At 62.2% G+C, this 22,952-nt stretch carries 15 protein-coding genes and 1 riboswitch; of the genes, 6 read left to right on the top strand and 9 right to left on the bottom strand.

The window, feature by feature from the left end; all coding sequences use genetic code 11:
• Window positions 1-31: 31 nt before the first annotated feature.
• A riboswitch (cobalamin riboswitch) is annotated at window positions 32-231 on the bottom strand.
• Between the two features lie 310 nt (window positions 232-541).
• From ACSQ3I_RS21445 to ACSQ3I_RS21435, 3 genes are all read left to right on the top strand, one after another.
• Window positions 542-1,147: a DUF6656 family protein gene (locus ACSQ3I_RS21445; protein WP_436002236.1), complete on the top strand. Its 606-nt coding sequence runs from the start codon at window positions 542-544 to the stop codon at window positions 1,145-1,147.
• 119 nt (window positions 1,148-1,266) lie between these two features.
• Window positions 1,267-2,238: an L-threonylcarbamoyladenylate synthase gene (locus ACSQ3I_RS21440; RefSeq protein ID WP_436002234.1), complete on the top strand. Its 972-nt coding sequence runs from the start codon at window positions 1,267-1,269 to the stop codon at window positions 2,236-2,238.
• 112 nt (window positions 2,239-2,350) lie between these two features.
• On the top strand, window positions 2,351-3,787 hold the full coding sequence (locus ACSQ3I_RS21435; protein ID WP_436002402.1) for an FAD-binding oxidoreductase: 1,437 nt from the start codon (window positions 2,351-2,353) through the stop codon (window positions 3,785-3,787).
• Between the two features lie 127 nt (window positions 3,788-3,914).
• Here ACSQ3I_RS21435 and ACSQ3I_RS21430 read toward each other — a convergent pair whose 3' ends face one another.
• Window positions 3,915-6,362, bottom strand: coding sequence for a DUF1217 domain-containing protein (locus ACSQ3I_RS21430; RefSeq protein ID WP_436002232.1), 2,448 nt, complete (start codon window positions 6,360-6,362; stop codon window positions 3,915-3,917).
• Between the two features lie 303 nt (window positions 6,363-6,665).
• On the opposite strand from ACSQ3I_RS21430, the gene ACSQ3I_RS21425 reads away from it, so the two are divergent.
• On the top strand, window positions 6,666-7,232 hold the full coding sequence (locus ACSQ3I_RS21425; RefSeq protein ID WP_436002230.1) for a DUF6101 family protein: 567 nt from the start codon (window positions 6,666-6,668) through the stop codon (window positions 7,230-7,232).
• 67 nt (window positions 7,233-7,299) lie between these two features.
• Here ACSQ3I_RS21425 and ubiA read toward each other — a convergent pair whose 3' ends face one another.
• From ubiA to purD, 5 genes are all read right to left on the bottom strand, one after another.
• Entirely contained in the window at window positions 7,300-8,253 is a 954-nt protein-coding gene (ubiA, locus tag ACSQ3I_RS21420; protein ID WP_436002228.1) for a 4-hydroxybenzoate octaprenyltransferase, read from the bottom strand.
• Window positions 8,254-8,379: 126 nt separating this feature from the next.
• The gene (locus tag ACSQ3I_RS21415) at window positions 8,380-9,189 is read right to left on the bottom strand and encodes a MipA/OmpV family protein (RefSeq protein WP_436002226.1); all 810 of its coding nucleotides are present in this window, start codon (window positions 9,187-9,189) and stop codon (window positions 8,380-8,382) included.
• A gap of 467 nt (window positions 9,190-9,656) precedes the next feature.
• The gene (locus ACSQ3I_RS21410; RefSeq protein WP_436002224.1) at window positions 9,657-11,492 is read right to left on the bottom strand and encodes a methyl-accepting chemotaxis protein; all 1,836 of its coding nucleotides are present in this window, start codon (window positions 11,490-11,492) and stop codon (window positions 9,657-9,659) included.
• A 420-nt stretch (window positions 11,493-11,912) separates the two neighbouring features.
• Window positions 11,913-12,389, bottom strand: coding sequence for a plant virulence effector HPE1-like domain-containing protein (locus ACSQ3I_RS21405; RefSeq protein WP_436002222.1), 477 nt, complete (start codon window positions 12,387-12,389; stop codon window positions 11,913-11,915).
• Between the two features lie 109 nt (window positions 12,390-12,498).
• Window positions 12,499-13,770: a phosphoribosylamine--glycine ligase gene (gene purD / locus ACSQ3I_RS21400; protein WP_436002220.1), complete on the bottom strand. Its 1,272-nt coding sequence runs from the start codon at window positions 13,768-13,770 to the stop codon at window positions 12,499-12,501.
• 235 nt (window positions 13,771-14,005) lie between these two features.
• Between purD and ACSQ3I_RS21395 the strand changes: the two genes are divergently transcribed.
• On the top strand, window positions 14,006-16,321 hold the full coding sequence (locus ACSQ3I_RS21395; RefSeq protein ID WP_436002218.1) for a Tex family protein: 2,316 nt from the start codon (window positions 14,006-14,008) through the stop codon (window positions 16,319-16,321).
• 398 nt (window positions 16,322-16,719) lie between these two features.
• Window positions 16,720-17,976, top strand: coding sequence for a class I SAM-dependent methyltransferase (locus ACSQ3I_RS21390; protein ID WP_436002216.1), 1,257 nt, complete (start codon window positions 16,720-16,722; stop codon window positions 17,974-17,976).
• A 21-nt stretch (window positions 17,977-17,997) separates the two neighbouring features.
• On the opposite strand, the gene ACSQ3I_RS21385 is transcribed toward ACSQ3I_RS21390, so the two are convergent.
• The 3 genes from ACSQ3I_RS21385 to ACSQ3I_RS21375 all read right to left on the bottom strand — a co-directional run bounded on the left by ACSQ3I_RS21385 (window position 17,998) and on the right by ACSQ3I_RS21375 (window position 22,943).
• The gene (locus ACSQ3I_RS21385; protein WP_436002214.1) at window positions 17,998-18,528 is read right to left on the bottom strand and encodes a DUF523 domain-containing protein; all 531 of its coding nucleotides are present in this window, start codon (window positions 18,526-18,528) and stop codon (window positions 17,998-18,000) included.
• Window positions 18,529-18,719: 191 nt separating this feature from the next.
• Entirely contained in the window at window positions 18,720-20,903 is a 2,184-nt protein-coding gene (glyS, locus tag ACSQ3I_RS21380; RefSeq protein WP_436002212.1) for a glycine--tRNA ligase subunit beta, read from the bottom strand.
• Window positions 20,904-20,996: 93 nt separating this feature from the next.
• Window positions 20,997-22,943: a DUF2207 domain-containing protein gene (locus ACSQ3I_RS21375; protein WP_436002210.1), complete on the bottom strand. Its 1,947-nt coding sequence runs from the start codon at window positions 22,941-22,943 to the stop codon at window positions 20,997-20,999.
• Window positions 22,944-22,952 lie beyond the last annotated feature (9 nt).

The raw sequence follows: 22,952 nt of genomic DNA, 5'->3' as shown, positions 1-22,952 counted from the left end.
TCCTGCCCCCCGACCGCCCTCCGCGATCAGTTTCTATCACTGGCACGAGGCTGGTTTCCGGGCTCCGGAGCCGTCCTATCGGACGCAGCATGACGCCTTCCCGGGCTCCTCCCAGTGGCCGTTGCCATGCCTTCACTCCGCCACCGTTGCGGGGGCAGCGCCGGATTTCGACCGGCTTCCCAATTCTCCGTCGCGGATGAGCACGACGGCACCTTGAGCACACCATCATTAAAGCATCCGCGCGCCATGTCGCATGGTCGCAAAACGACATCGGCTTCGACAATGACGACACGATTGCGACGGAGGAAATTGCCTTCAGCATACGGCTATTTTTTAGGCAATTACAATGTCTTATGGCCAGAATAAATCTGGGTTCCGCACCGGATCGTCGCAAATGAAACAATATGCATTGCACCGATGGAAAGCATAACCGACGCAAGTTTCGCGAAACCACCATGCTCTAGACATGAGAACCTGATCTTAACCTAGGCTGCGTTAGCCTTTCACAACGCAGACCTTGTCACGAACAAAGAGTGCCGGCATGTCCAAGCTCCGTTATTTCGATGCAAGCGGGCAGAAGAAGCCCAATGTTCCGGCTCTCGAAACCCTCCATTCCGATTTTCTGCGCACCGGCCGGATCATTCGGCACAAGGACAACTGGGTTCCCGAAGAGCGGCGTTATCTTTCCTACCAGGAAGTCGCCGAGCGCACCGGGCGGCGGTTGGAAGTCGCTGGTCAGCAGGCGCACGACCGGCTCAACAGCTTCCATCGCTCCATTCAGCTGCCCAAGATGATCTTTCATCGCACGCTCGAAGATCGCCCGCATCTCGGTTACTGTCACGTCACGGCCTCGAAGACCCGCTTTGCGGAATTCGACGAGGTGAAGTGGGCCTTCTACATTGCCAACTTCATGGCCGATATCGGCGAAGACGAGAAGATGATCTCCAACCTGCGCCGTCGCGGCTCGCGCATGTATTTCGCCGTCGCCATGCAGCCGGACGACGAGAAGAAGAAGCTGACCATCGACCGCAAGATCCGCGGCAACGGCGTCATCTTCCGCACCAACGATCCGAAGGTGGCGCTGAAGAACGTGCTGCTGCTCGGCGCCCGCAACGAAAAGCTGCGCGACGTCATCCGCTCGCTCTGAGGCAATTCCGCGATCGCGACAAAGACCATTTGATCCTGAACGGTCCAGGGGTTAAAGCAGGACGCAGACAGAACCTCTGCTGCCTTCCTCCTTTCGCCCGCAGCCGCGCCCGGACCACCATGGCCAGATTGATCCATATCGAAACCGACCGGCAGGAAGCCCTTCGCGCCGCCGTCGATGTCCTCAACGACGGCATGCCGATCGGACTGCCGACGGAAACCGTCTACGGACTGGCCGCCGACGCCACCAATCCCACCGCCATCACCCGCATCTACGAAACCAAGGGCCGGCCGCGCTTCAACCCGCTGATCTGCCATATGGCCGATCTTGCCATGGCCGAGCGGCATGTCGTCTTCGATCCGCTGTCGCGGCGGCTGGCGGAAAAATTCTGGCCGGGACCGCTGACGCTAATCCTTCCGCGCCGCGCCGAAAGCGCCATCCACGCGCTGGCGACCGCCGGTCTCGATACGGTCGGCATCCGTTCGCCCAAGGGATTTGCCGGCGATGTCATCCGTGCCTTCGGCCGGCCGCTGGCCGCCCCCAGCGCCAACACCTCCGGACAGATCAGCCCGACCAGCGCTGCGCATGTCGCCGCCGACCTCGGTGGAAAAATTCCATTGATCCTCGACGGTGGTGCAGCAACGGTCGGGGTCGAATCCACCATCCTCAAGGTCGAGGGCGACGATGTGCGGTTGTTGCGACCGGGCGGGCTGAGCGCCGCCGAGATCGAAGCCTTGATCGGCCGGCCGCTGATCCGGTCTGCCGCAGGCGCCACCATCGAAGCGCCGGGTATGCTCGCCTCTCATTATGCGCCCGGCGCGGCGGTGCGACTGGATGCCGTTTCCGTCAGTGCCGGCGAGGCGCTGGTGCGGTTCGGCGGCGTCGAGGTCGAGGGGCTGGAACGGGCGCGCATCGTGCTCGACCTCAGCCCCGACGGCGATCTTGCCGAGGCTGCCGCCAACCTGTTCGACTATATGAAAAAGGCCGATGCCACCGGCGCCGGCATGATCGCCTTCACAGCCATTCCGGAAGCAGGCCTCGGCGAAGCGATCAACGACCGGCTGCGCCGCGCCGCCGCGCCGCGGGAATAGAGCATTTACGTCAAGGCGCGCAGAGGTCTTGCGCGCGGAACTGCTTGAAAACAAAAGGATAGGGAAACTTCGCGGTGCGATGAAAAGCGGAGATGCCCGGATGGAGGAAATGATGTCCACGACCACGCCGCTGTCCCCTGCCCTGCTTGACCGCTTCGCAGCGATCATCGGCGAGGCCAACGTCCTGCGCGACCCCGCCGAGATCGCACCGCGGCTCGTGGAGAACCGTGGACTCTATCGTGGCGCATCACCGATGGTGCTCAAGCCGGGTTCGACGGCCGAGGTGGCGGCGATCCTCAAACTTGCCAGCGAAACCCAAACCCCGATCGTGCCGCAAACCGGCAATACCGGGCTTGTCGGCGGCCAGACGCCACGCGAGACCGGTGGCGACCTTCTCCTGTCGCTGGAGCGGATGAACCGTATCCGGGAGGTCGATCCCGTTGCCAATGTCATGGTCGTCGATGCCGGCTGCATCCTCGCCGACGTACAGCGGGCGGCGGACAATGCCGGCCGGCTGTTTCCGCTCTCGCTCGGTTCCGAGGGTTCCTGCCGCATCGGCGGTAACCTGTCGACCAATGCCGGCGGTACGGCGGTTCTCGCCTACGGCAACATGCGCCAGCTTTGCCTCGGCCTCGAAGTGGTGCTGCCGACCGGCGAGATCTGGGACGGGCTGCGGCGCCTGAAGAAGGACAATACCGGCTACGACCTGCGCGACCTGTTCATCGGCGCCGAGGGCACGCTTGGCGTCATCACCGGCGCGGTACTGAAGATGTTTCCCCAGCCGCTCGGCCGCCAGGTGGCGCTGGCGGGTCTGGCCTCGCCCGATGCCGCACTTGCGCTGTTCCAGGAGGCTTCCAACCGCTGCGGCACGGCGCTGACCGGCTTCGAACTGATGCCTCGCCTCGGCGTGGAATTCACCACACGCCACATTCCGGGCGTCCGCGATCCGCTGGCCTCGCCGCACGACTGGTATGCGCTCATCGACATCTCCACTTCCGATTCCGCCGAGACTGCCGAGCGCATGATGCAGGCGCTCTTGGAGCACGGTTTCGAGGAAGGGCTGGTTGAGGATGCGGTCGTGGCCGCCTCGGTTGCGCAGCAGGCGGCGCTGTGGCACATGCGGGAAAGCATGTCGGATGCGCAGAAGCCAGAAGGCGGCTCGATCAAGCACGACGTCTCGGTGCCTGTCTCGAAGATACCCGTTTTCATGGAAGAAGCCCGGCAGGCGGTGCTCGCGGCCATTCCCGGCGCCCGCATCTGCGCCTTCGGCCATCTTGGCGACGGCAACATCCATTACAACATCTCGCAGCCGGTCGGTGCCGACAAGCAGGCGTTTATCGCCCGCTGGCGGGAGATCAACCACATCGTCCACGGCATCGTGCTGTCCTACGGCGGATCGATTTCCGCCGAACACGGTATCGGCCAGCTGAAACGCGACGAACTGGCCGCTATCCGCACCGGCATCGAACTCGACCTGATGCGGCGCATCAAGCACAGCTTCGACCCCGCCGGCATCATGAACCCCGGCAAGGTGATCGCGGCGGGCTGACCATGCCGCTCAAAGCCGCGCGGCGCCTCTGCAATGGTGACGAAAAGACAAGACCGAAACGCAGGCAGCAAGGCTGAAACCTCAACTGCCTGCGTTTCGGCGCTTCTTTCGCGTTATCCCTTGCAGCTTATCCCTGTCGAAGCTGGGCGATGGCCATCAGCGTATCGCCACTGATCGTCGCGCTGCCATCGCCAAGGAGAATCGAGAGTGACGGCGAATTGGTGATGCCGTTCTCGAGGTCATAGAGAATGGTGAAGCGCCTGACGAGCTTCTCCAGAGCCTCCGGGTCCTTGAGCTCGGAGAGATCGAGATTCTTTTCGACGATCTTCGCCTGCGCGTCGATGTCCATGTTGCTGAGTTCGGTCGGCAGGCTGAACATGGTGCGAAAGACTTCGAGAAGCGCTGTATCGCCGAGAATGTCATAGGCGGAGGTGATCGAGCCCGCCATGCGCTGGAAATAGAGCGCCAGGCGGACGCCGGCGTTTTCCGCGCCCTGCTCCGTTTCGAGAATCTGGTTCAGATAACGGTTGGCCGTTTCGAGCATTTCGCCACGCTGCTGGATACCGTCCTGCGCCGACTGTACACGGTTGCCGGCGGCATCGAAGTTGAACGAGGCGACCACCTCGGCAAAGCGCCAGTCGTCCAGTCCGTTGACGTAACTCTTGGGATCGTCGAGATCCGACTCGAACATCTTCTTGAGATCTTGGTCCGTGACCTTCGTTGGGTCTAGACCTTTGGCGAAAAGCACGACATCCAGGATCTTGCGATCCGCCAGCAATTCCTTGACGTTATCGATCTTGCCGATGTTGTCCGTGTAGTATTGCGCCTCTTCCTCCGCCTTCTTGCGGACCGCATCGACCTCGCTATCGTCGACGAAACGGGTTTTGAGGATGATGTAGTCCTTGGCGTTCTGCGTGACGACGGCAGAAGACTGCGCCGTCAGCGGCTCGACGATCAGGCCCTTGGCATCGAAGTTGAATGCCTTGGCGAGCTTGACGTAGCGCTCGTCCTTCAGCTGATAGACGTAGCTTTTGGGATCGTTGAGATCGCTTTTCAGCACGTTCTTGATCGTCAGCACCGAAACCTTGTCCGGATTGAGCCCGACGGCCTTCAGCGCGAATTGATAGACGCTGGCGCTTTTGACAAACTCGTCGACGGTGGTGATCGCCTCGATGTTGTTCTTGTACTGGGTGATCGCCTTTTCGTCCGCCGCATCGTCCTTGTCGTTGTAGCCCGACATGTAGCGGTTCTTGATTTGCATCGCCTGATCGGACGTCTGCGCCGACACGCCGGCATCGAGGCTGCCGTCCTGATTGAAGTTGAAAGCCTCCATCAGCGCCTTGTAGACTTCCTTGTTGGCGCCCGCCATGTTGACATAACTGGAGGGATTGTCCGGATCGCGGTCGCTGGTCAGGATATTCTCGATGGTCGACGGCATGACCGCGGCCGATGTCAGGCCGAACGCCGTCTTGATGTAGCTGTAGATGCGTTCGTCGTACGGATCGGCGAACAGGTCGTCAACGCTCGTCGCCGCGGCAACCTTCTGCTCGAAATATGCCTGGTTGAGCAAGGCGGCCGACGATGTCGTGCGCGAATTGGACAGGATGTACTGCTCGTTGACCAGCTTCTTCATCTCGTCCGACTGGGCCTTTTCCCCTACCGGAAGGGTGCCGTCCGCACTGAAATTGTAGGCGGCTGCCAGATCGTAATATTTGCCGATTTCGGTGACCGAGCGGCTGTCGCTGGCGACGGACGCGGTCAGCGTGTTTATCGTCGTCAGACTGGTGTTCATTCTGTCGCCGAGGGTGTTGATTTCCCCCGTCAGGTAGGCCGTGTCGGCGCCGGGATCGTCCAGCATCTCGATGTAAGCGTCCCGCTGCACCTTGTCCGCATCATAGGATGCATTCAGGGTCGTGATTTGTGCGTTGTTGTTGTCGATCCTGGTTTGATATTCGGCGAGCTTCGTTCCCCAGACCGTATTGATGTAGCTGGCGGGGTCGTTGAGATCGCTCATCAGGGAGCCACGGATCGTGACGCGCGAATAGCTGCTTTCGTCGATGCCGAAGGCGCTGAACACATAGGCGCGCAGGCGGTCGTTGTTGAGGATGTCGTCGGCGCTGGTGATGCGATCCATCATCGCATTGTAGTAGGCCGTTTCCTCGTGCATCGACGCATCGGTGTTTTCGATGGTGCTGGTATAGAGGCCGATGATCTCGTCGATCTGCACGCTGGACTGGGCGGCTGGCGCGTTTCCGGCAAACGAAAAGGCGGCGGCGAAATCCTTGTAGCGCTCGTCGGTCAGACGGTTCGCATAGGAGTTGCTATCGGTGAGATCGCTTTCGAGGACCTGGCGCATGAAGGCCTTGGCATAGATCATGTCTTCCAGGCCGTAGGCGGTCATCGCATAGTTGTAGAGACGGTCGTCCTTCAGGAAGTCGTCGACAGTTTTGATCGTGCCGATCTTTTCCTTGTAGTAGGTCGCCTCGCGGGCAACCTGCTGTTCCTGTTCGACACGCTTCAGCGATGCCCGGATATCCCGGTTGACCAGATCGTAGCTGAGATACGTCGAGACCATCGCGCATTGCTCCCATTTTAATTCGCACTACGGAGCGTTGTAGGAAGGCTGCCTTGCATGGGGCTTTACACCGGCAGGCCCTCGCCGAACGGCATAACGGCCGTGCCAAATGGGAGCGGTCTTCAGCTTTTGAAAACCTTACCGCGTTCGGTTTCGCTAACCATTTGACAGCGCAAAGTTTTTTTAACTGCGATTTTTAAGCTGTCCGGAATGTGCGCCGCATATGGTGCAGCCATCAGAGGACGCAAAGTCCCGAGGGAAGACCGGAAAACCGGCTCTCAGGTAAAACAAGGGTAAGAATTGATGACAAACACGGTGATGAAGCCCGATTGGGCAGAAACGACCTTGCGACTGGACCCCGCCCGCTTTCCGCAGCAGGCCACCTATGCAATGCATGGTGCCTCCAGTGATGTCACGATAACCATCGACGAACGCGGCGCCGTGATGCGCAAGATCCTGCCGTCGAGCGGCCTGCCGCTTTCCATCGCCCTGCCGGCCCGCGCCTTCAAGGGCGTCGCCGCCCGCGCCATCGACCATGGCAACGGCGAAGTGACGGTGACGCTGGAACTGCATCACGACGATCCGAGCCTCTGCATTCCGCTGCTCGTTGCCCATGACCTCTGCGACATCGCCGCCGACTGGCGCAGTTGGGCCGCCTCCTTCCGCATTCCGATGCTGATGGTGGAAGCCGACGGCGTCGCCCGCCCGCTCGAGGAGCATCTCGGCGAGTTGCGCGCCACTCCGGTCAAGAGCCGCCGCCGCCATTCCTTCTTCGCCAACCGCCGCCCGCGTTTCCTGGTTCGCCGCCGCACCGGTACGCTCGGCGTCAGCATGAAGATCGAGGGTCGCGAGATTATCGCACGCGGCTGATCTCCATCTTTCGGACACACAAAACCCGGCCTTGCGAGAGGCCGGGTTTTTTGTCTTCCAGCCGTTTTCAGGCGAAGGGCAACGCCAGGACCAGGCCGACGAACAGCACGAGGCCGACCTTGTTGTTGGAACGGAACAGCGCCAGGCAATCAGCCGCGTCGTGGATGTTGAGAACGGCGATCTGGTAGGCGAGCATCACGGCGGCGGCCAGCAGGCCGAGATAGGCAACGAAACCGACGCCTGCGGCGATGAACGAGACGAGGATGAGCGCAAAGGTCAGGCCGTAGAGCCCGACCAGCCAGGCGCGCGTATCATCCCCGAACAGGCGCGCGGTCGACCGGACACCAATCAGCTCGTCGTCCTCCTTGTCCTGGTGGGCGTAGATCGTATCGTAACCGATCGTCCAGGCGACGGCGCCGATGAACAAGACGACAGAGGAAAAGGAGAGTGTGCCGAAAACCGCCGACCAGCCGACCAACGCGCCCCAGGAAAAGGCAAGGCCGAGAAAGAACTGCGGCCAGTCGGTAAAACGCTTGGCAAAGGGATAGATCGCCACGACGGCGAGCGACAGGATGCCGAGGACGATCGTGAAGATATTGAACTGCAGGAGCACGACGAGGCCGACCAGCGCCTGTGCCACCATGAACGCCTTGGCCTGCAAGCGGCTGACCCGACCGGAAGGCAGCGGCCGCGAGCGGGTGCGGGCGACCTCCATGTCGATGCGGTGATCGACGATATCGTTATAGGTGCAGCCGGCGCCGCGCATGGCGATCGAGCCGATCAGGAACAGCGCGAGGTGGCCGGCGAACCGGGCAAGCGAAAAATGCCCCTCGCCGGCGGCGACGTTGGCGGCGAGCGCCGCGGACCAGAAGCACGGCCACATCAAGAGCTGCCAGCCGATCGGGCGATCCCAGCGGGCAAGCTGCGCATAGGGCCACAAGGCCCGCGGCAGGATCTGATAGACAAAATTGCCGGAGGGCGCATCGGCCACGCGGCCGGACGTCAGACTGTTCGTTTCCATGACGCATTCCTAGAGCATTTCCAGCCGAAGCGGAAACGCTCCGGCGTCGGACAATGCTCTAGCCGATCCGGCGGAGTGCCGAAACGGATAATTTATGCTGGACCCCAAATCTTGCCGCTGGCGGCGTCAATCGATGGTGAAGCCGAACTTGTAGGTGGCGGACAGGCCAAACAGCAACTGGTCGCGCGAGCCGCGTTCCTTCACCAGGCTGGAATCGCTGGCCGGACCGGTCAGGCGGCGATATTCGACGAAGGAGCTGGTGGTGATCGCCTCTGACGCCTGCCAGGTCAGCGCCGCACCGGCACCGACGGAATGCACGCCGCCATCGGGCGAATACTGACTCAGGCCCGACTTCGCCGACTCGGCGGCGTTGACCCCGTAATAGGCATCGAAAAACTTGGCGCTGGCCAAGGTGGCGCGTGGTCCGCCGGAAAGCCTGAGATCCGGGGTGATGTCGGTGAAGGCATCGACGGCGATATCGGCGACGACGCCGTGATGGCTGCGGATGCCGTGGCGCAGTTCGGCACGGGCGCGGATCCAGTCGGTCGGGTACACTTCGACGAAAGCACCGGCTTCCAGCCCCCACGGTACTTCGGCGAGACCGGCCAAGTCGGAATCGGTATCTTCGTCACGCTTGGTGATCAGCTTGCCGGCAATACCGGCCCGGACCCCGCCATTGTCAAGAAGTGCAAAGGACGGGTTGTCGTTGCGCGAGGAAAAGCGCACGGCCGGTCCGACCTTGCCGATGGAGATCAGCGGCGAAAACTGCAGCTTGCGGCTATCGGCGCCTTCGAAGCGCGGCGCCACGAAACCGGCGGCGCCGATCGAGACATACCAGTCGCCCGACCACCAGGCCTGGCCCTCCTGTGCCGAAACGACACCCGTGGAGGCAAGAAAAACGGTCGCGCAGACAAATGAAGGCAATGACTTGAACACGAAGGAAACTCCAAACGATACGCAATACGGATACGGCCCGAAACGCAGGCCTGTTGGATTTCACGCAATCTAAACCTTTGAAATTACCAGGCTGTTAACCACATCGGGTCAGCAGGCAGCCGCTGGGGCCTTGCCGCCTCCCACCTTGATCGCAGGGCGATTGCGTATGGGACGAGAGGGTCCGGCTTGCTCTCTTCTCCCCAGCGGGGAGAAGGTCGCGGCAGCGGGATGAGGGGGGCCACACGGCAAGACCTGTCGGTTCGGCTCCCCCTCATCCGACCCTTCGGGCCACCTTCTCCCCGCTGGGGAGAAGGGGAAAGAGGCGATGTCGCGCCATATGCGATCGCCCTGGCCTTGATCGGAGGCTTCGGGTCGCCGCTTGCGGGACAATTGCGGCCAAGGGTTTTCCGACAAAAAAAGCCGCCGGGCCTTACGCCCGGCGGCTTCGTTTCTCGATGCGGTCTTTCTCAGCTGGCCTTGCGCAGCGGCGCCTGGTAGCCGGCATGACGGCTCTGTGCCTGGCCGGAGCCGACACGGAAGCTGCCGATCAGGCCCAGCAACTCGTCCGTGTCGATTGCCAGGGATTCGGCCGAGGCCGTCGTTTCTTCGGCCATGGCGGCGTTCTGCTGCGTGGCGAGGTCGAGCTGGTTGAGCGAGGCGGAGATGCTGCGCAGCGTCGTGTCCTGTTCGGTGGCGCTGTGGGCGATCTTGACGACGATGTCGCTGGCTGCCTTCACCTGGTCGGAGATACGTTTCAGCGCATCGCCGGCTTCGCCGACGAGGCGTACGCCGGCATCCACCTGGCCGGACGAGCGGGAAATCTGTTCCTTGATTTCCTTCGCGGCGGCGGCGGAGCGCTGGGCGAGTTCGCGGACTTCCTGGGCGACGACGGCAAAACCCTTGCCGGATTCACCGGCACGCGCGGCCTCGACACCGGCGTTGAGCGCCAGCAGGTTGGTCTGGAAGGCGATCTCGTCGATGACGCCGATGATCTTGCCGATTTCATCGGAAGACTTTTCGATGCCGCTCATCGCGCCGATGGCTTCGGAAACGATGTCGTCGCTGCGCGAGGCTTCCTTGCTGACGCTGCTGACCCGCTTGGCCGCTTCATGGGCGCCTTCGGCGGTCTGGCGGACGGCGACGCTGAGTTCGTCGAGGGCGGCCGAGGTTTCTTCGAGGTTTGCCGCCTGCTGTTCGGTGCGCTGGGCAAGCTGGCCGGAGGCGCGGCGGATCTCGTCCTTGCTGGCGCCGATCTCGACACCCTTGGTGCTGACGCGACCCATTGCATCCTCAAGTCCGGCGATGGCTTCGTTGAAGTTGTTGCGCAGGCCGATATATTTCTGACCGAGATCGTTGCAGCGGACCGTGAGGTCACCCCTGGCAAGGCCTTCCAGCGCCTTGCCGACGGTGGCGACGACATGGGCGGACTGTTCGGCCTCCTGCTCCTGCTGGCTCATGTTGCGGCGACGTTCTGCTTCGAACTCGGCGTCCTGCTGCTTCTGGCGCTCGGCCATGGCGTGGCGCTCCCGCACCTTTTCCTGCAGCGCCTTGGTCGCCTTCGCCATCATGCCGATTTCGTTCGACATGTCGGTGTGGGGAATGGCGATCGAGGTGTTTTCGTTGGCGACGGCTTCGAGGGCCGAATGGATCGAAGCCAGCGGCTGGGTAATGCTGCGGATCACGTAATAGGCAGCACCGATGGCCAGAAGCAGAACCCCAACGCCGATCGCCAGCACCTGCAGGATGGTATCCCAGACCTTGGCGTCCAGGTCGTCGAGGTAGACGCCGGTTGCCACGACGAGCTGCCAGGGTTCGAATGCCTTGGAGTAAACGCCCTTCTTGTAGACCTCGTCAGCCGACTTGCCGGGCTTTTCCCAGTAATATTCGGTAATGCCGCCGCCGGCGCGTCCCTTGGACACCAGCTCGTCGCGGAACATGTTGCCCATCTTGTCGGGCATGCCCCTCTGCTGCGTGCCGACATTCTTCGGGTTGAAGTGGAACACCGTGACGATGTCGTAGCTCATGCCGAACAGATAGCCGGCCGGCTCGAACTTGATGCCCGCCAGGGTCTTGTAGGCCTGCGCCTGCGCTTCCTCATGCGTCAGCTCACCGGATTTTTCCCGGTCGTAATAGGACTGCATGATCGAAAGACCGGACTCGACCTGCGTGCGCAACATATCGTAGCGCTCGGCATAGATGGCATCGATCGATGAGCGGATCTGGTAATAAGTCGCGCCCGCGAAGGCGATCAGCAAGGTGCTGACAAGTATTATCAGCTGTCGGGAGATCTTCAGGTTCTTCATGACGCCTCACAGAGGGGTTGATGATAGAAACGAAAACAGATCATCTGCTCCCATCTCCGCTGCCCCATCGCAAATGCCGGCGTCCTCATGCGCGTAAAGTGTCGCGGGTCTTCGTGGGCCGCAGAATAGTGATGTTTGTATAAAGAATGATTTAATTCAAATACTTCGATTGTTCCTGCCAGAAAGCGTAACCAAGAGTAGAGTTCGAAAGTCAGAATTTTCTAATATGAAAGCAGGCATAAGACTATAGTCGGGGGTGCGCGCGTCATTTCGTCCGGACCGCGCCTTCATCCCCACGCCTCGAATTCTCGGCCGGCCAAAAAAAATGCGTCCCCGCTTCTCTCGGGGACGCATGTTTCGCCTTGCGGCATGGCCTCAACAGCACAGTGGATCGGCTGTACGGGGCAGGGAAAGGGCTCTTTATTCGACCCGGAGGTTGAAGTTCGTGGCATCGAGCGTCGGCGTGCTGGTGGCAATGGCCGGCTCTTCCGCCCCGGCAACGCCGACTGCAGCTGTGGTGGCCGTTGCATCGACGCCGGTGGCCGGTAGCTCGATGTCCGCTGCCTGCGCCGGCTGCCCGGCCGTCGCCGATGCCGTGACGGCCCCTTCCGGCGCCTTGCTGACGAAGACCACCGGCGAGCCGCCGAGCCAGGCTTCGGTGCGCACCATCTTCTTCTCGCCGTTGATGTCGCGGATTTCGGTGACCTGCGTGCCCTCCTTGAGGGTGGGCACGATGTAGGCGCGCTTCGACTTGGTGATCTTCAGCTCGGGGCAGGCGTCACAGGATTTTGTGACGATGCTGCCGGCCGAAACTTTCGTGGTGACGGGCTCCACGGACGAGGCGAGCGCCGAACAAGCGATCACCGAAAATGCTGACGCAAGAAGGAAAAAGCGCATCGAAACCACCACCCGTTTGATTGTTGAAACGGAAGGTATCAGGCGTTTCTTTCTTTCCCGTCATGGGAAATGGTAAAATTTGAACTGACGAGCGGGTTTTTCCCGGAATTCAGGCCTTTTCGCGCTCGATCGCCCGCCAGCCGATGTCGCGGCGGCAGAAGCCGTTGTGCCATTCTATGCCATCGACGAGGGCATAGGCGCGCGTCTGCGCTTGCCCGACACTCTGGCCGATCGCTGTCGCGTTCAGCACGCGTCCGCCGGTCGCCACCAGCTTGCCATCCTTGAGCGCCGTGCCGGCGTGAAAAACCTTGGCGCCCTCTTCCGCCTGCGGCAGGCTGGCGATCGGGGTATTCTTCTCGTAGGAGCCAGGATACCCCTTGGAGGCGAGGACGACGGTCAGTGCGGCCTCATCGCGCCATTCGGCGTTTACCTGGTCCAGCGTGCCGGTGGCGGTGGCGTACAGCAGCGGCAGCAGGTCGCTCTTCAGCCGCATCATCAGCACCTGGCATTCCGGATCGCCGAAGCGGACGTTGTATTCGATCAGTTCCGGCCCCTTGGCGGTGATCATCAGGCCGGCGAAGAACACGCCGCTGAACGGATGGCCGCTTTCCGCCATGCCGCGCATGGTCGGCTCGATGATTTCCTTCATCGTGCGCTCCACCAGGGCCGGCGTCATCACCGGGGCGGGCGAATAGGCGCCCATGCCGCCGGTGTTCGGGCCGGTATCGCCATCGCCGACACGTTTGTGATCCTGCGCCGTGGCCAGCGCCAGCGCCGTCTTGCCGTCGCAGAGGCAGAAGAAGCTCGCCTCCTCGCCGTCGAGGAAGGCCTCGACCACGACTTCTGCACCGGCCGCGCCAAAAGCGCCCTCGAAGCAGTCGTCGACGGCGGCCAGCGCCTCGTCCAGCGTCATGGCGACGGTGACGCCCTTGCCGGCTGCCAGCCCGTCCGCCTTGATGACGATGGGCGCACCCTGCTCGCGAATATAGGCCTTGGCCTTCGGCGCGTTGTTGAAGCGCTGATAGGCGCCGGTCGGGATGTCGTATTTGGCGCAGAGATCCTTGGTGAAGCCTTTCGAGCCCTCCAGCTGGGCTGCAGCGGCGGATGGCCCGAAGGTGGCGATGCCTTCGGCGCGCAGCTTGTCGGCGAGGCCGGCAACCAGCGGCGCTTCCGGGCCGACGACGACAAAATCGATGGCGTTTTCGGCGCAGAAGCGCAGGATGGCGGCGTGGTCTTCGATATCGAGGGAAACGAGCGTCGCCACCTCGGCGATGCCGGGATTGCCGGGGGCCGCGTAAAGCGTGCCGAGACGCGGCGATTGCGAAAGCTTCCAGGCGAGCGCATGCTCGCGGCCGCCGGATCCGATCAACAGAACTTTCATCGCTTCACCCTTCCTTTCGCGCTCTCCGCGGGTTAAGGGCGGGCGCAGCAAAGGTCAAGCGCCAAGCGGTTCGGGCGGCATTGCTTTCCCGGGGAAGATCGGCACTTCTCCGTCATCTTGCCGTTATGTGCCGCTAGCGCGTTTTGTTTCTACGCAATTCCGGACGCAAAACCGCTACGCACTTTTGCTGGAATTGCGCTAAGTGCCAAGCCTCTATCTTGTAACAGGAACACCCATGGCCGTCGCAACACAAGAACTCGCCACGATCATCGCTTCGGAAATCAACGCGCGCGGCCCGCAAGTGGTCGCCGCCATTGAGCTGCTCGACGAAGGCGCCACCGTGCCCTTCATCGCCCGCTACCGCAAGGAAGTCACCGGCGGCCTCGACGATACGCAGCTGCGCACGCTGGCCGAGCGGCTGGTCTACCTGCGTGAACTCGGCGCCCGCCGTAAGGCGATTGTCGATTCCATCGAAAGCCAGGGCAAGCTGACCGACGAGTTGAGGGCAAAGATCGCCGCCACCGCCACCAAGGCCGAGCTTGAGGACATCTACCTGCCCTACAAGCCGAAGCGTCGCACCCGCGCCGAAATCGCCCGCGAGCGCGGCCTTGGGCCGCTGGCTGAAGCGATCCTGGCCAACCGCGCCGCCGAGCCGGCCAAGCTGGCCGAAGCCTATCTCACCCAGGATGTGGCCGACGTGAAGACGGCGCTGGAAGGCGCCCGCGACATCGTCGCCGAAGGTTTTGCCGAAAATGCCGATCTGCTCGGCAAGCTGCGCAACTACATGAAGGATAAATCCTTCCTCCGCGCCAAGGTGGTGGACGGCAAGCAGGAGGCAGGTGCCAAGTTTGCCGATTATTTCGACCATGCCGAACGCTGGGCCAATGCACCCGGTCACCGTGCGCTGGCCATGCTGCGCGGTTGGAACGAAGAAATGCTGACGCTGACCATCGATGTCGATGCCGACGATACGTCACCGGTCAAGCCGGTCGAGCGGATGATCGCCGCCGCCTACGAGATCGGCCAGAAGGGCGGCGCCGACCGGTGGCTGATGGAGGTCGCCGGCTGGACCTGGCGTGTCAAGCTCTCCATGTCCTTGTCGCTCGACCTGATGCGCGAGCTGCGCGAGCGCGCCGAGGAAGAGGCGATCCACGTCTTTGCCCGCAACCTCAAGGACCTGCTGCTCGCCGCCCCCGCCGGCTCGCGCGCCACGATGGGCCTCGATCCGGGCATCCGCACCGGCGTCAAGGTCGCCATCGTCGATGGCACCGGCAAGCTCATCGAAACCACCACCGTCTATCCCTTCCCGCCGAGGAACGACGTGCGCGGCACCCAGGCCGAACTCGCCTCACTGATCCGCAAGCACAATGTCGAGCTGATCTCGATCGGCAACGGCACCGGCAGCCGCGAGACGGAAAAGCTGGTGGCCGACATGCTGGCCAATCTTCCGGCACCGAAACCCACCAAGGTCATCGTATCGGAGGCCGGCGCCTCGGTCTATTCCGCCTCTCAGACGGCGGCCAACGAATTCCCCAACCTCGACGTCTCCTTGCGTGGCGCCGTCTCCATCGCCCGCCGCCTGCAGGACCCGCTGGCCGAACTGGTCAAGATCGACCCCAAGTCCATCGGCGTCGGCCAGTATCAGCACGATGTCGACCAGCAGCGCCTCAGCCGGTCGCTGGATGCCGTCGTCGAAGATGCGGTGAATGCCGTCGGCGTCGATCTCAACACCGCCTCGCCGCCGCTGCTTGCCCGCGTTTCCGGTCTCGGCCCGTCGATTGCCGAGGCGATTGTCGCCCATCGCGACCAGGAGGGGCCGTTTGCCAGCCGCAAGGACCTGCTCAAGGTCGCCCGCCTTGGCAACCGCACCTTCGAACAGTGCGCCGGCTTCCTGCGCATCCCGAACGGCAAGGAGCCGCTCGACGCCTCCTCCGTACATCCGGAAGCCTATGGCGTCGCCAAGAAGATCGTTGCCGCCTGCGGCCGCGACCTGCGCACGCTGATGGGCGACAGCGTTCTCCTGAAGAGCGTCGATCCGCGCCAGTTCGTCGATGAAAAATTCGGCCTGCCGACGGTGCGCGACATCATCGCCGAACTGGAGAAGCCCGGCCGCGACCCGCGCCCGAGCTTCAAGACCGCAACCTTTGCCGAAGGCGTCAACGAGATTTCCGATCTGGTGCCGGGCATGGTGCTGGAGGGCACGGTGACCAACGTCGCCGCTTTCGGCGCCTTTGTCGATATCGGCGTCCACCAGGACGGGCTGGTGCATGTCTCCCAGCTGGCCGACCGCTTCGTCAAGGATCCGCATGAAGTGGTCAAGGCGGGCGACGTGGTGAAGGTGCGCGTCGTCGAAGTCGATGCCAAGCGCAAGCGCATCGCCCTGTCGATGCGCAAGGACGACGGCAGCATGCCGGCGTCACAATCGCGTGATCGTGGTGCTCCTACAGGCGCCTCCCGCCCGGCCGGGGGTAAACCGCGCGACGACAAGAAAAAGCCTGAAACGCAAGGGAGTCTGGGCGCTGCGCTGGCTGCGGCAATGAAACGCAAATAGCCCCGTAAAATACCGTAAACAGCGGAAGCGATGCGATGATGCAACACTTCCGCTCTTTGCATCCGTCAATCCCGGGACCACGCTTGTATCTTCGACAAGCAGTGCATAGATTCTTTATGCATATAAGAGTCTGGTTCCGTAAGGTTCGTGTCACCCGTTTGGGGCGTAACCGGGGCCGACAACTGGCCCGTTTTTCCGGGTCGTTGCCTGTCTGCGGTTTCCCCTTTTTAAGAAAGCGAGGCATGTTCTCCGTTTGAATGCGCCGGAATGAATTAGAAAATATCGATATATTTCCTCCCTATTCCCTCCGTTCATATGGACGACCTGCCTCCGCAGTTTCGCTTGAACAGAATGGACCCAGCCTCGTCGACGTATTTTTGAAATGCTCGGAGGTTGGCATGGCATCGAGTTTTTGTGCTTTGGTCGAGAGCATCGTCCGCAAGGGTTCCCTGACGGTTATCCGCGCGTCCGGCGAAAAATCGACATTCGGCGATGGATCGGGTGCGCCGGTGGTGGTGCGCTTCACCGATGACGATGCTGAAACGCTGATCGCGAAAGACCCAACCCTGAAGCTCGGCGAAATGTACATGGAAGGCCGCTTCATCCTCGAAGAAGGCGATATCTATGACTTCCTGTCGCTGGTCAAAAGCAACACCGTCAACGAAGTCTTCTCGAAGGCCATGGCCCTCAAGCTGTTCTGGCGCATCGGGCTGTCGCAGCTTGCCTCGCGCGTTCCGATCAACCGCAACCGCTACAACGTCTCGCATCATTACGATCTGAGCGCCAAGCTCTTCGATCTTTTCCTCGACGAGGACTGGCAATATTCCTGTGCCTATTTCAACCCGCCGGGCATCAGCCTGGCGGAGGCGCAGGTGGCCAAGAAGCGCCATATCGCCGCCAAGCTGCTGCTCGAACCTGGCCAGCGCGTTCTGGAAATCGGCTCCGGCTGGGGCGGCATGGGCCTTTATTTGGCGGAATCGTCCGGCGTCGATGTTACCGGTATCACGCTGAGCGATGAACAACTTAAGGTTTCGCGCGACCGCGCCGCCAAGCGCGGTTTTTCCGACCGCGTGCGCTTCGAATTGCAGGATTATCGCTACCTGCCGAAGAACAATTACGACCGCATCGTCTCCGTCGGCATGTTCGAGCATGTCGGCCGGCCGCATTATGACGGGTTTTTCCGCAAGGTCTCCGAAGTGCTCGACAAGGACGGGGTGATGGTGATGCATTCCATCGGCCGACCGAAACCGAGTTTTTTGACCAACCCTTTCATCGAGAAGTATATTTTTCCGGGCGGCTACATCCCCGCGGTCGGCGAGGTGCTGCCTTCGATCGAGAAGGCCGGTCTGCTGGTCAAGGATGTGGAAATCCTGCCGATGCACTATGCCTATACGCTGCGGGCCTGGCGGGAAAACTTCGTCGCCCGCAAGGCCGAGGCGGTGGCGCTGTATGACGAGCGCTTCTTCCGCATGTGGGAGTTTTATCTCGCCGGCTCGGAAATGGCCTTCCGCTGGGACGAGTTGTTCATCTTCCAGATCCAGATCGCCAAGCAGCAATTCGCCGTTCCCGACAATCGCAACTACATCCAGGAGCGTGAGGCGAAGTTGAAGGAATTCGAAGCGACACGGCCGCCGCTGGAGAAGGTGACGTTCTGAGGCCGCTGGCGGCGGGCGCCTTTACGGCAAGGCCGCGATGCGTGCCTCCAGGCGCTCGACCTCGGTTTGGGAAAAGACGTCTATACCGGCCTGGCTGAGAAGTGCGGCCGTCACGCCGTAACCGGCCTGTTTGCGGCCGGAAAAGCTGCCGTCATAGATGAAGCCGGAGCCGCAGGATGGGCTGCCGTCGATCAGCAGCGCGAAGGCGCAGCCGTTTTCTTCCGCCAGCTGCAAGGCATTTTGCGCGCCGGCGACGAAGGCGGCGGTGACATCACCGCCGGCCTTTTCAAGCACGCGCGCCCGGCCGGCGAGCACATCCGCACCGCTGCCGCCGTTTTCGATTTCCGCCGGCGGCCGGGGTACGGGCAGTCCAGCCGACATTTCCGGGCAGAGCGTCACCAGCCGCCCCTCCTCCCGCCAGCGGGCGAGAGCAGGATGCAACAGCGGCTTCGACGATCCGTCGTAGCGTACCGCATGACCCATCAGGCAGGCGCTGACGAGGATTCGTGCGGTGGCGCGGGCGGTGAATGCAGGACTATCGCATATGGACATGGGCGGGTGCCTATTTCCGCCTTCTCCCCTTGGGGAGAAGGTCGCGGCAGCGGGATGAGGGGGTGCCACACGGCAAGATCTGTCTGTTTGGCTGCCCCCTCATCCGACCCTTCGGGCCACCTTCTCCCCGCTGGGGAGAAGGGGAAAGGAGGCAATGTTGCGGCAGATACGACAGCCCCTGAGTCCAATGCCTACCCCGTGATCTTCGAGAAGTCGGCAACCGTGCCGGTGGCTTCGCGGATGGTTTTCAGAAGTGCCAGACGGTTGGCGCGGATCGCCGGGTCCTCATCGTTGACGAGCACGTCGGTGAAGAAGCGGTCGACCGGGGCGCGCAGCGTCGAGAGCGATGCCATGGCGGAACGGAAATCTTCCTTGGCGACCGCCTCGGCGGCTTCGCGCACCGTCTTGGTCACGGCGGCGTAAAGATCCTTCTCGGCGTCGAGCGAAAGCAGTGCTTCGGAGACGCCATCGGCGATGACGGTGCCCTTCTTCTCCTCGGCGGCGAGAAGCTGGGTGGCGCGCTTGGTGCCGGCCAGCAGGTTCTTGCCGTCCTCGGAAGTGATGAAGGCCGTCAGCGCCTCGGCGCGGCGGGCAACCATCAACAGATCGTCGGCATCGGCGGTCAGCACCGAATCGATGATGTCGTGGCGGGCGCCCTGATCGCGCAGGTAGACCTTCAGGCGGTCGTGGAAGAAGGAGAGGAGGTCGGCAACCGTCTCCTGACCATCCTTCTCGAACGTGTAGTTGATCGTGTTGTCCAGCTTGGCCGGAATGATCCAGTTGCGGAGGAAACGGGCAATGGGAAGACGCACGCCACGCTCCAACAGGATGCGCACCACGCCCAGCGCCGCACGACGCAGCGCATAGGGGTCCTTCGAACCCGTCGGCTTTTCATCGACGGCCCAGAAGCCGACGAGCGTATCCAGCTTGTCGGCCAGCGCCACGGTGATCGCCACCTTGTCGTCCGGCACGCGGTCGGAGGGGCCTTGCGGCTTGTAATGATCCTCGATGGCGACGGCGACGGAGGCCGCTTCGCCCTGCAGGCCGGCATATTTGCGGCCCATGACGCCCTGAAGCTCGGGGAATTCGCCCACGGCTTCGGTGCGCAGGTCGGCCTTCATCCGCACGGCGGCGCGGTCGACCAGAGCTGCATCGGCGCCGACGATCGGCGCCAGTTCTTTGGCCAGCGACCGAATGCGGGTGACGCGTTCGCCCTGCGTGCCGAGCTTGGCATGGAAAGTGACGTTCAGCGCGTCGAGCTTGGCCATGCGCTGGTCGAGCGGCTTCTTGAGGTCGAGGTCGAATTTTTCCGCCGAAGCCGCGAGCGTGCCGAGGTCCGGCAGGTCGCCCTGGTCGCGGGTCCAGAAATGCTTGGCGTCTGAAAGGCGGGCGCGCACCACCTTGCCGTTGCCGTGCATGATCTCCTTGCCGCCATCCTTGGCGGCAATGTTGGAGATGAGGATGAAATGGTTCGAGAGTTTTTCGCTGCCGGAAACGCGGGTGACGAAACACTTCTGGTTGGTCTTGATCGTCAGGCGGATGATTTCCGCCGGGATCGCCAGATAGTCCTCCTCGAAGGTGCCCATCAGCACGTGCGGATATTCCACCAGGCCGGAGACTTCCTCCAGCAGCCCTTCGTCCTCGACGAGATCGAGGCCGCTGGCGAAGGCGAGGTTGGCGGCATCCTGGGCGATGATCTGCTTGCGGCGCTCGGCATCGAGCACCACCTTGGCCTTTTCCAGGCTTGCGACGTAGTCGTCGAAACGCTTGACGGTGATTGCCTCGGGCGCATGGAAGCGGTGGCCATACGTCACGTTCGAGGCGACGATGCCGTCGATCTCGAAGGGGATGACGACGGTTTCTTCATGCTCGGTGCCGAAGGTGCAGATGATCGACTGCAGCGGCCGCACCCAGCGCAGCGAACCCGGCTCGCTCGACGCCTTGCCCCAGCGCATGGATTTCGGCCAGGGGAAATCGCGGATGATGCCCGGCATGATATCGGTGACGATCTCTTCGGTCGGGCGGCCCGGCTTGACGATCAGGGCAACGTAGAAATCGCCCTTCTTCGGATCGCTCTGCACCTGCGCTTCGGATATGGAAGAAAGACCCGCACCGCGCAAAAAGCCTTCGATGGCCTTTTCGTTGGCGTCGGTGCGCGGACCCTTGCGTTCCTCGCGCACATCGGCGGAGCGCGCCGTCAGGCCGCGGATGTCGAGGGTCAGCCGGCGCGGCGTCCAGTATTCCCGCGCGCCCTCGTAGGTCAGGCCCGCCTCGACCAGCGCATCGGTCACGAGTTTCTTCAGGTCGCCCGCCGCCTTGCGCTGCATGCGCGCGGGAATTTCCTCGGAGCGGAGTTCAAGCAGGAGATCAGGCATGGATGTGTCTTTTCATAAATCCGAACGGTTGCGGCGGACTTAGCAAGCCCGCGCGCAAAAGTCATCTCTCAGCATGCGGAAAATCGCCGGGCTTTACCAGCCACCGCCACCGCCGCCGCCGCCGCCACCACCGGACGAGCCGCCGGATGAGAAGCCGGAAGAGGAGCCGGAAGAGGAGCTTCGTGGCGGCGCGGGAATGGTCGAGGCAATGGTCGAGGCCATAGAGCTGGAAAATTTGCCGACGTTTTCGCTGAACCGCCTGTCGCGGAACAACGAGCCGGAATACCAGGACGGCTGGTAGGTCGTTGCCGCCGCCCCGGCCGCAGCCGATGCCAGCCAGCGATCGAACGTCTTCGACCAGGGTTTTTCCACGCCCAACGCCACAGCATACGGCAACATCGTCTCGAAATGCTGCGGAGACATGGTGGGCGCCCCGGCCATGTTCATCCGGTCCTTTTCCGCGAGCGTCAGATACTGGCGGAGCCCTTCTATGCCGGTCATCATCTTCGAGCCGATCGGCGTCGGAGCGCCCATCAGGAAGAAGAACAGCACGTTCAGGAACACGATGCCGCCGGCCGCATAGATCGGCACATATTCATGCGGATCGCCGAGGTCGACATAGGCGCTGACAAACATGCCGAAAAGCAGGATCGCGCCGACAAACAGGAAAAGGCCGAGAATGAGGATCAGGAGTATGCGCCCGAGGAGGTTGCGTGTCCCCCGCAACGCCAGGCCGAGGGGAATGGAAAACACCCCGACCACCAGGCCGATGAGCAGCGAGCCGATGAAGATGCCCAGCGCCTCTTCCGAAAGTTGCGAGAAGATCAGCAGTCCCACCAGGCAAAACGCGCTGATCAGCACACCGCCGATGATGTAGGCGATGTTGGCATTGTAATATTTGCCGCGATGTTCCCTTTCGATCGAACTGCGAAACAGGTCACCCGCCGCCTTGACAAAGCGGCCGTTCGATTTGGAGATGATCAGCGCCGCGCCTTCGCCGCCAAGCGAATGCAGCAGGCTTTCCTCGCCCGCCCCCAGTTTCTCGCTGCGTGGCTTGGTGGTGCGGCGAATGGCGAGCGAGTTTTCCGTGTCTTCCAGGACGGCATACCCCTTGACGGCAAGGCTGAGCGCCGTGGCGGACAGCGCCGTCCAGCCCTGGCCGGAAAAACCCTTGTTGTCGATATAGTTGACAAGCGCCGGCGAAATGCCGTCAGGCGCATCCCAGCGCGGCACCATGACGCCGCCCGACGGATCGCGCCCGACCCGCACCCACGAGCGCAGGTAATAGAAGAACACCACGGCGAAACCGCCGAAGCCGATGAAATAGCCGAGATTTTCCTCCAGCCACGCCATCCGCACCTGCATCGCCGTGGGTGGATCGATGACGCCCTTGGCGAGCTTGACGCCGATGGTCAGGCCTTCGCTGAGGCGCAGCGGCTGCGTCGTGGCGAAGGTGACTGTGCCGCCATTGTCCTGCACGGTGGCGTTCTTCTCCGTCGCGCCAAGCGGACCGGTGAAGAAGATCGTATCTTGGGCGCGCGCGCCTTCCGGCAGGCGGACCGTCGCCGTCGCTTCGGCGATGCGGAACCGCCAGCCGTTGCCGGTGACGTTCCAGAACAGCTCGTCATAGGCCTCGAACCGCTTGATCTGCCGGTCGGTGCGATAGGTGATGGTGAAGGTGTGCTCGCCTGTCGGCAGGAAAACCTCCGCCTTGCCGATATAGATGCGGATGCCGCCGGAGATGGATTCGGTGTGGTAATCCTCCGCCACGCCGTCCCGCTCGATGGAGACGATGTCGAAATCGACCTTGGCGGTGCGACCCTTCTCGTTGATGAAGGTCAATGGAAAGTCGCGGAAAATGCCGCGGCGGATCTCCTGGCCCTCGGCATTGGCGACGATCGTCTCGGTGACCGTCATCGAGCCGTCGCGGGAGAGCGTGATATCCGCATCGTAGGTGCGGATATATTCCTCCGCCATGGCAGGACTGAGCGGCGCAAGGGCCGCCAGCATCAGGAGAAGGGCTAAAAACAGCCTGTTCATCGGTCTGCT

The sequence above is a fragment of the Rhizobium sp. LjRoot30 genome (assembly GCF_964253915.1).
Classification (GTDB): Bacteria; Pseudomonadota; Alphaproteobacteria; order Rhizobiales; family Rhizobiaceae; genus Metarhizobium.
This window is presented reverse-complemented; position numbering and strand designations above follow the sequence as displayed.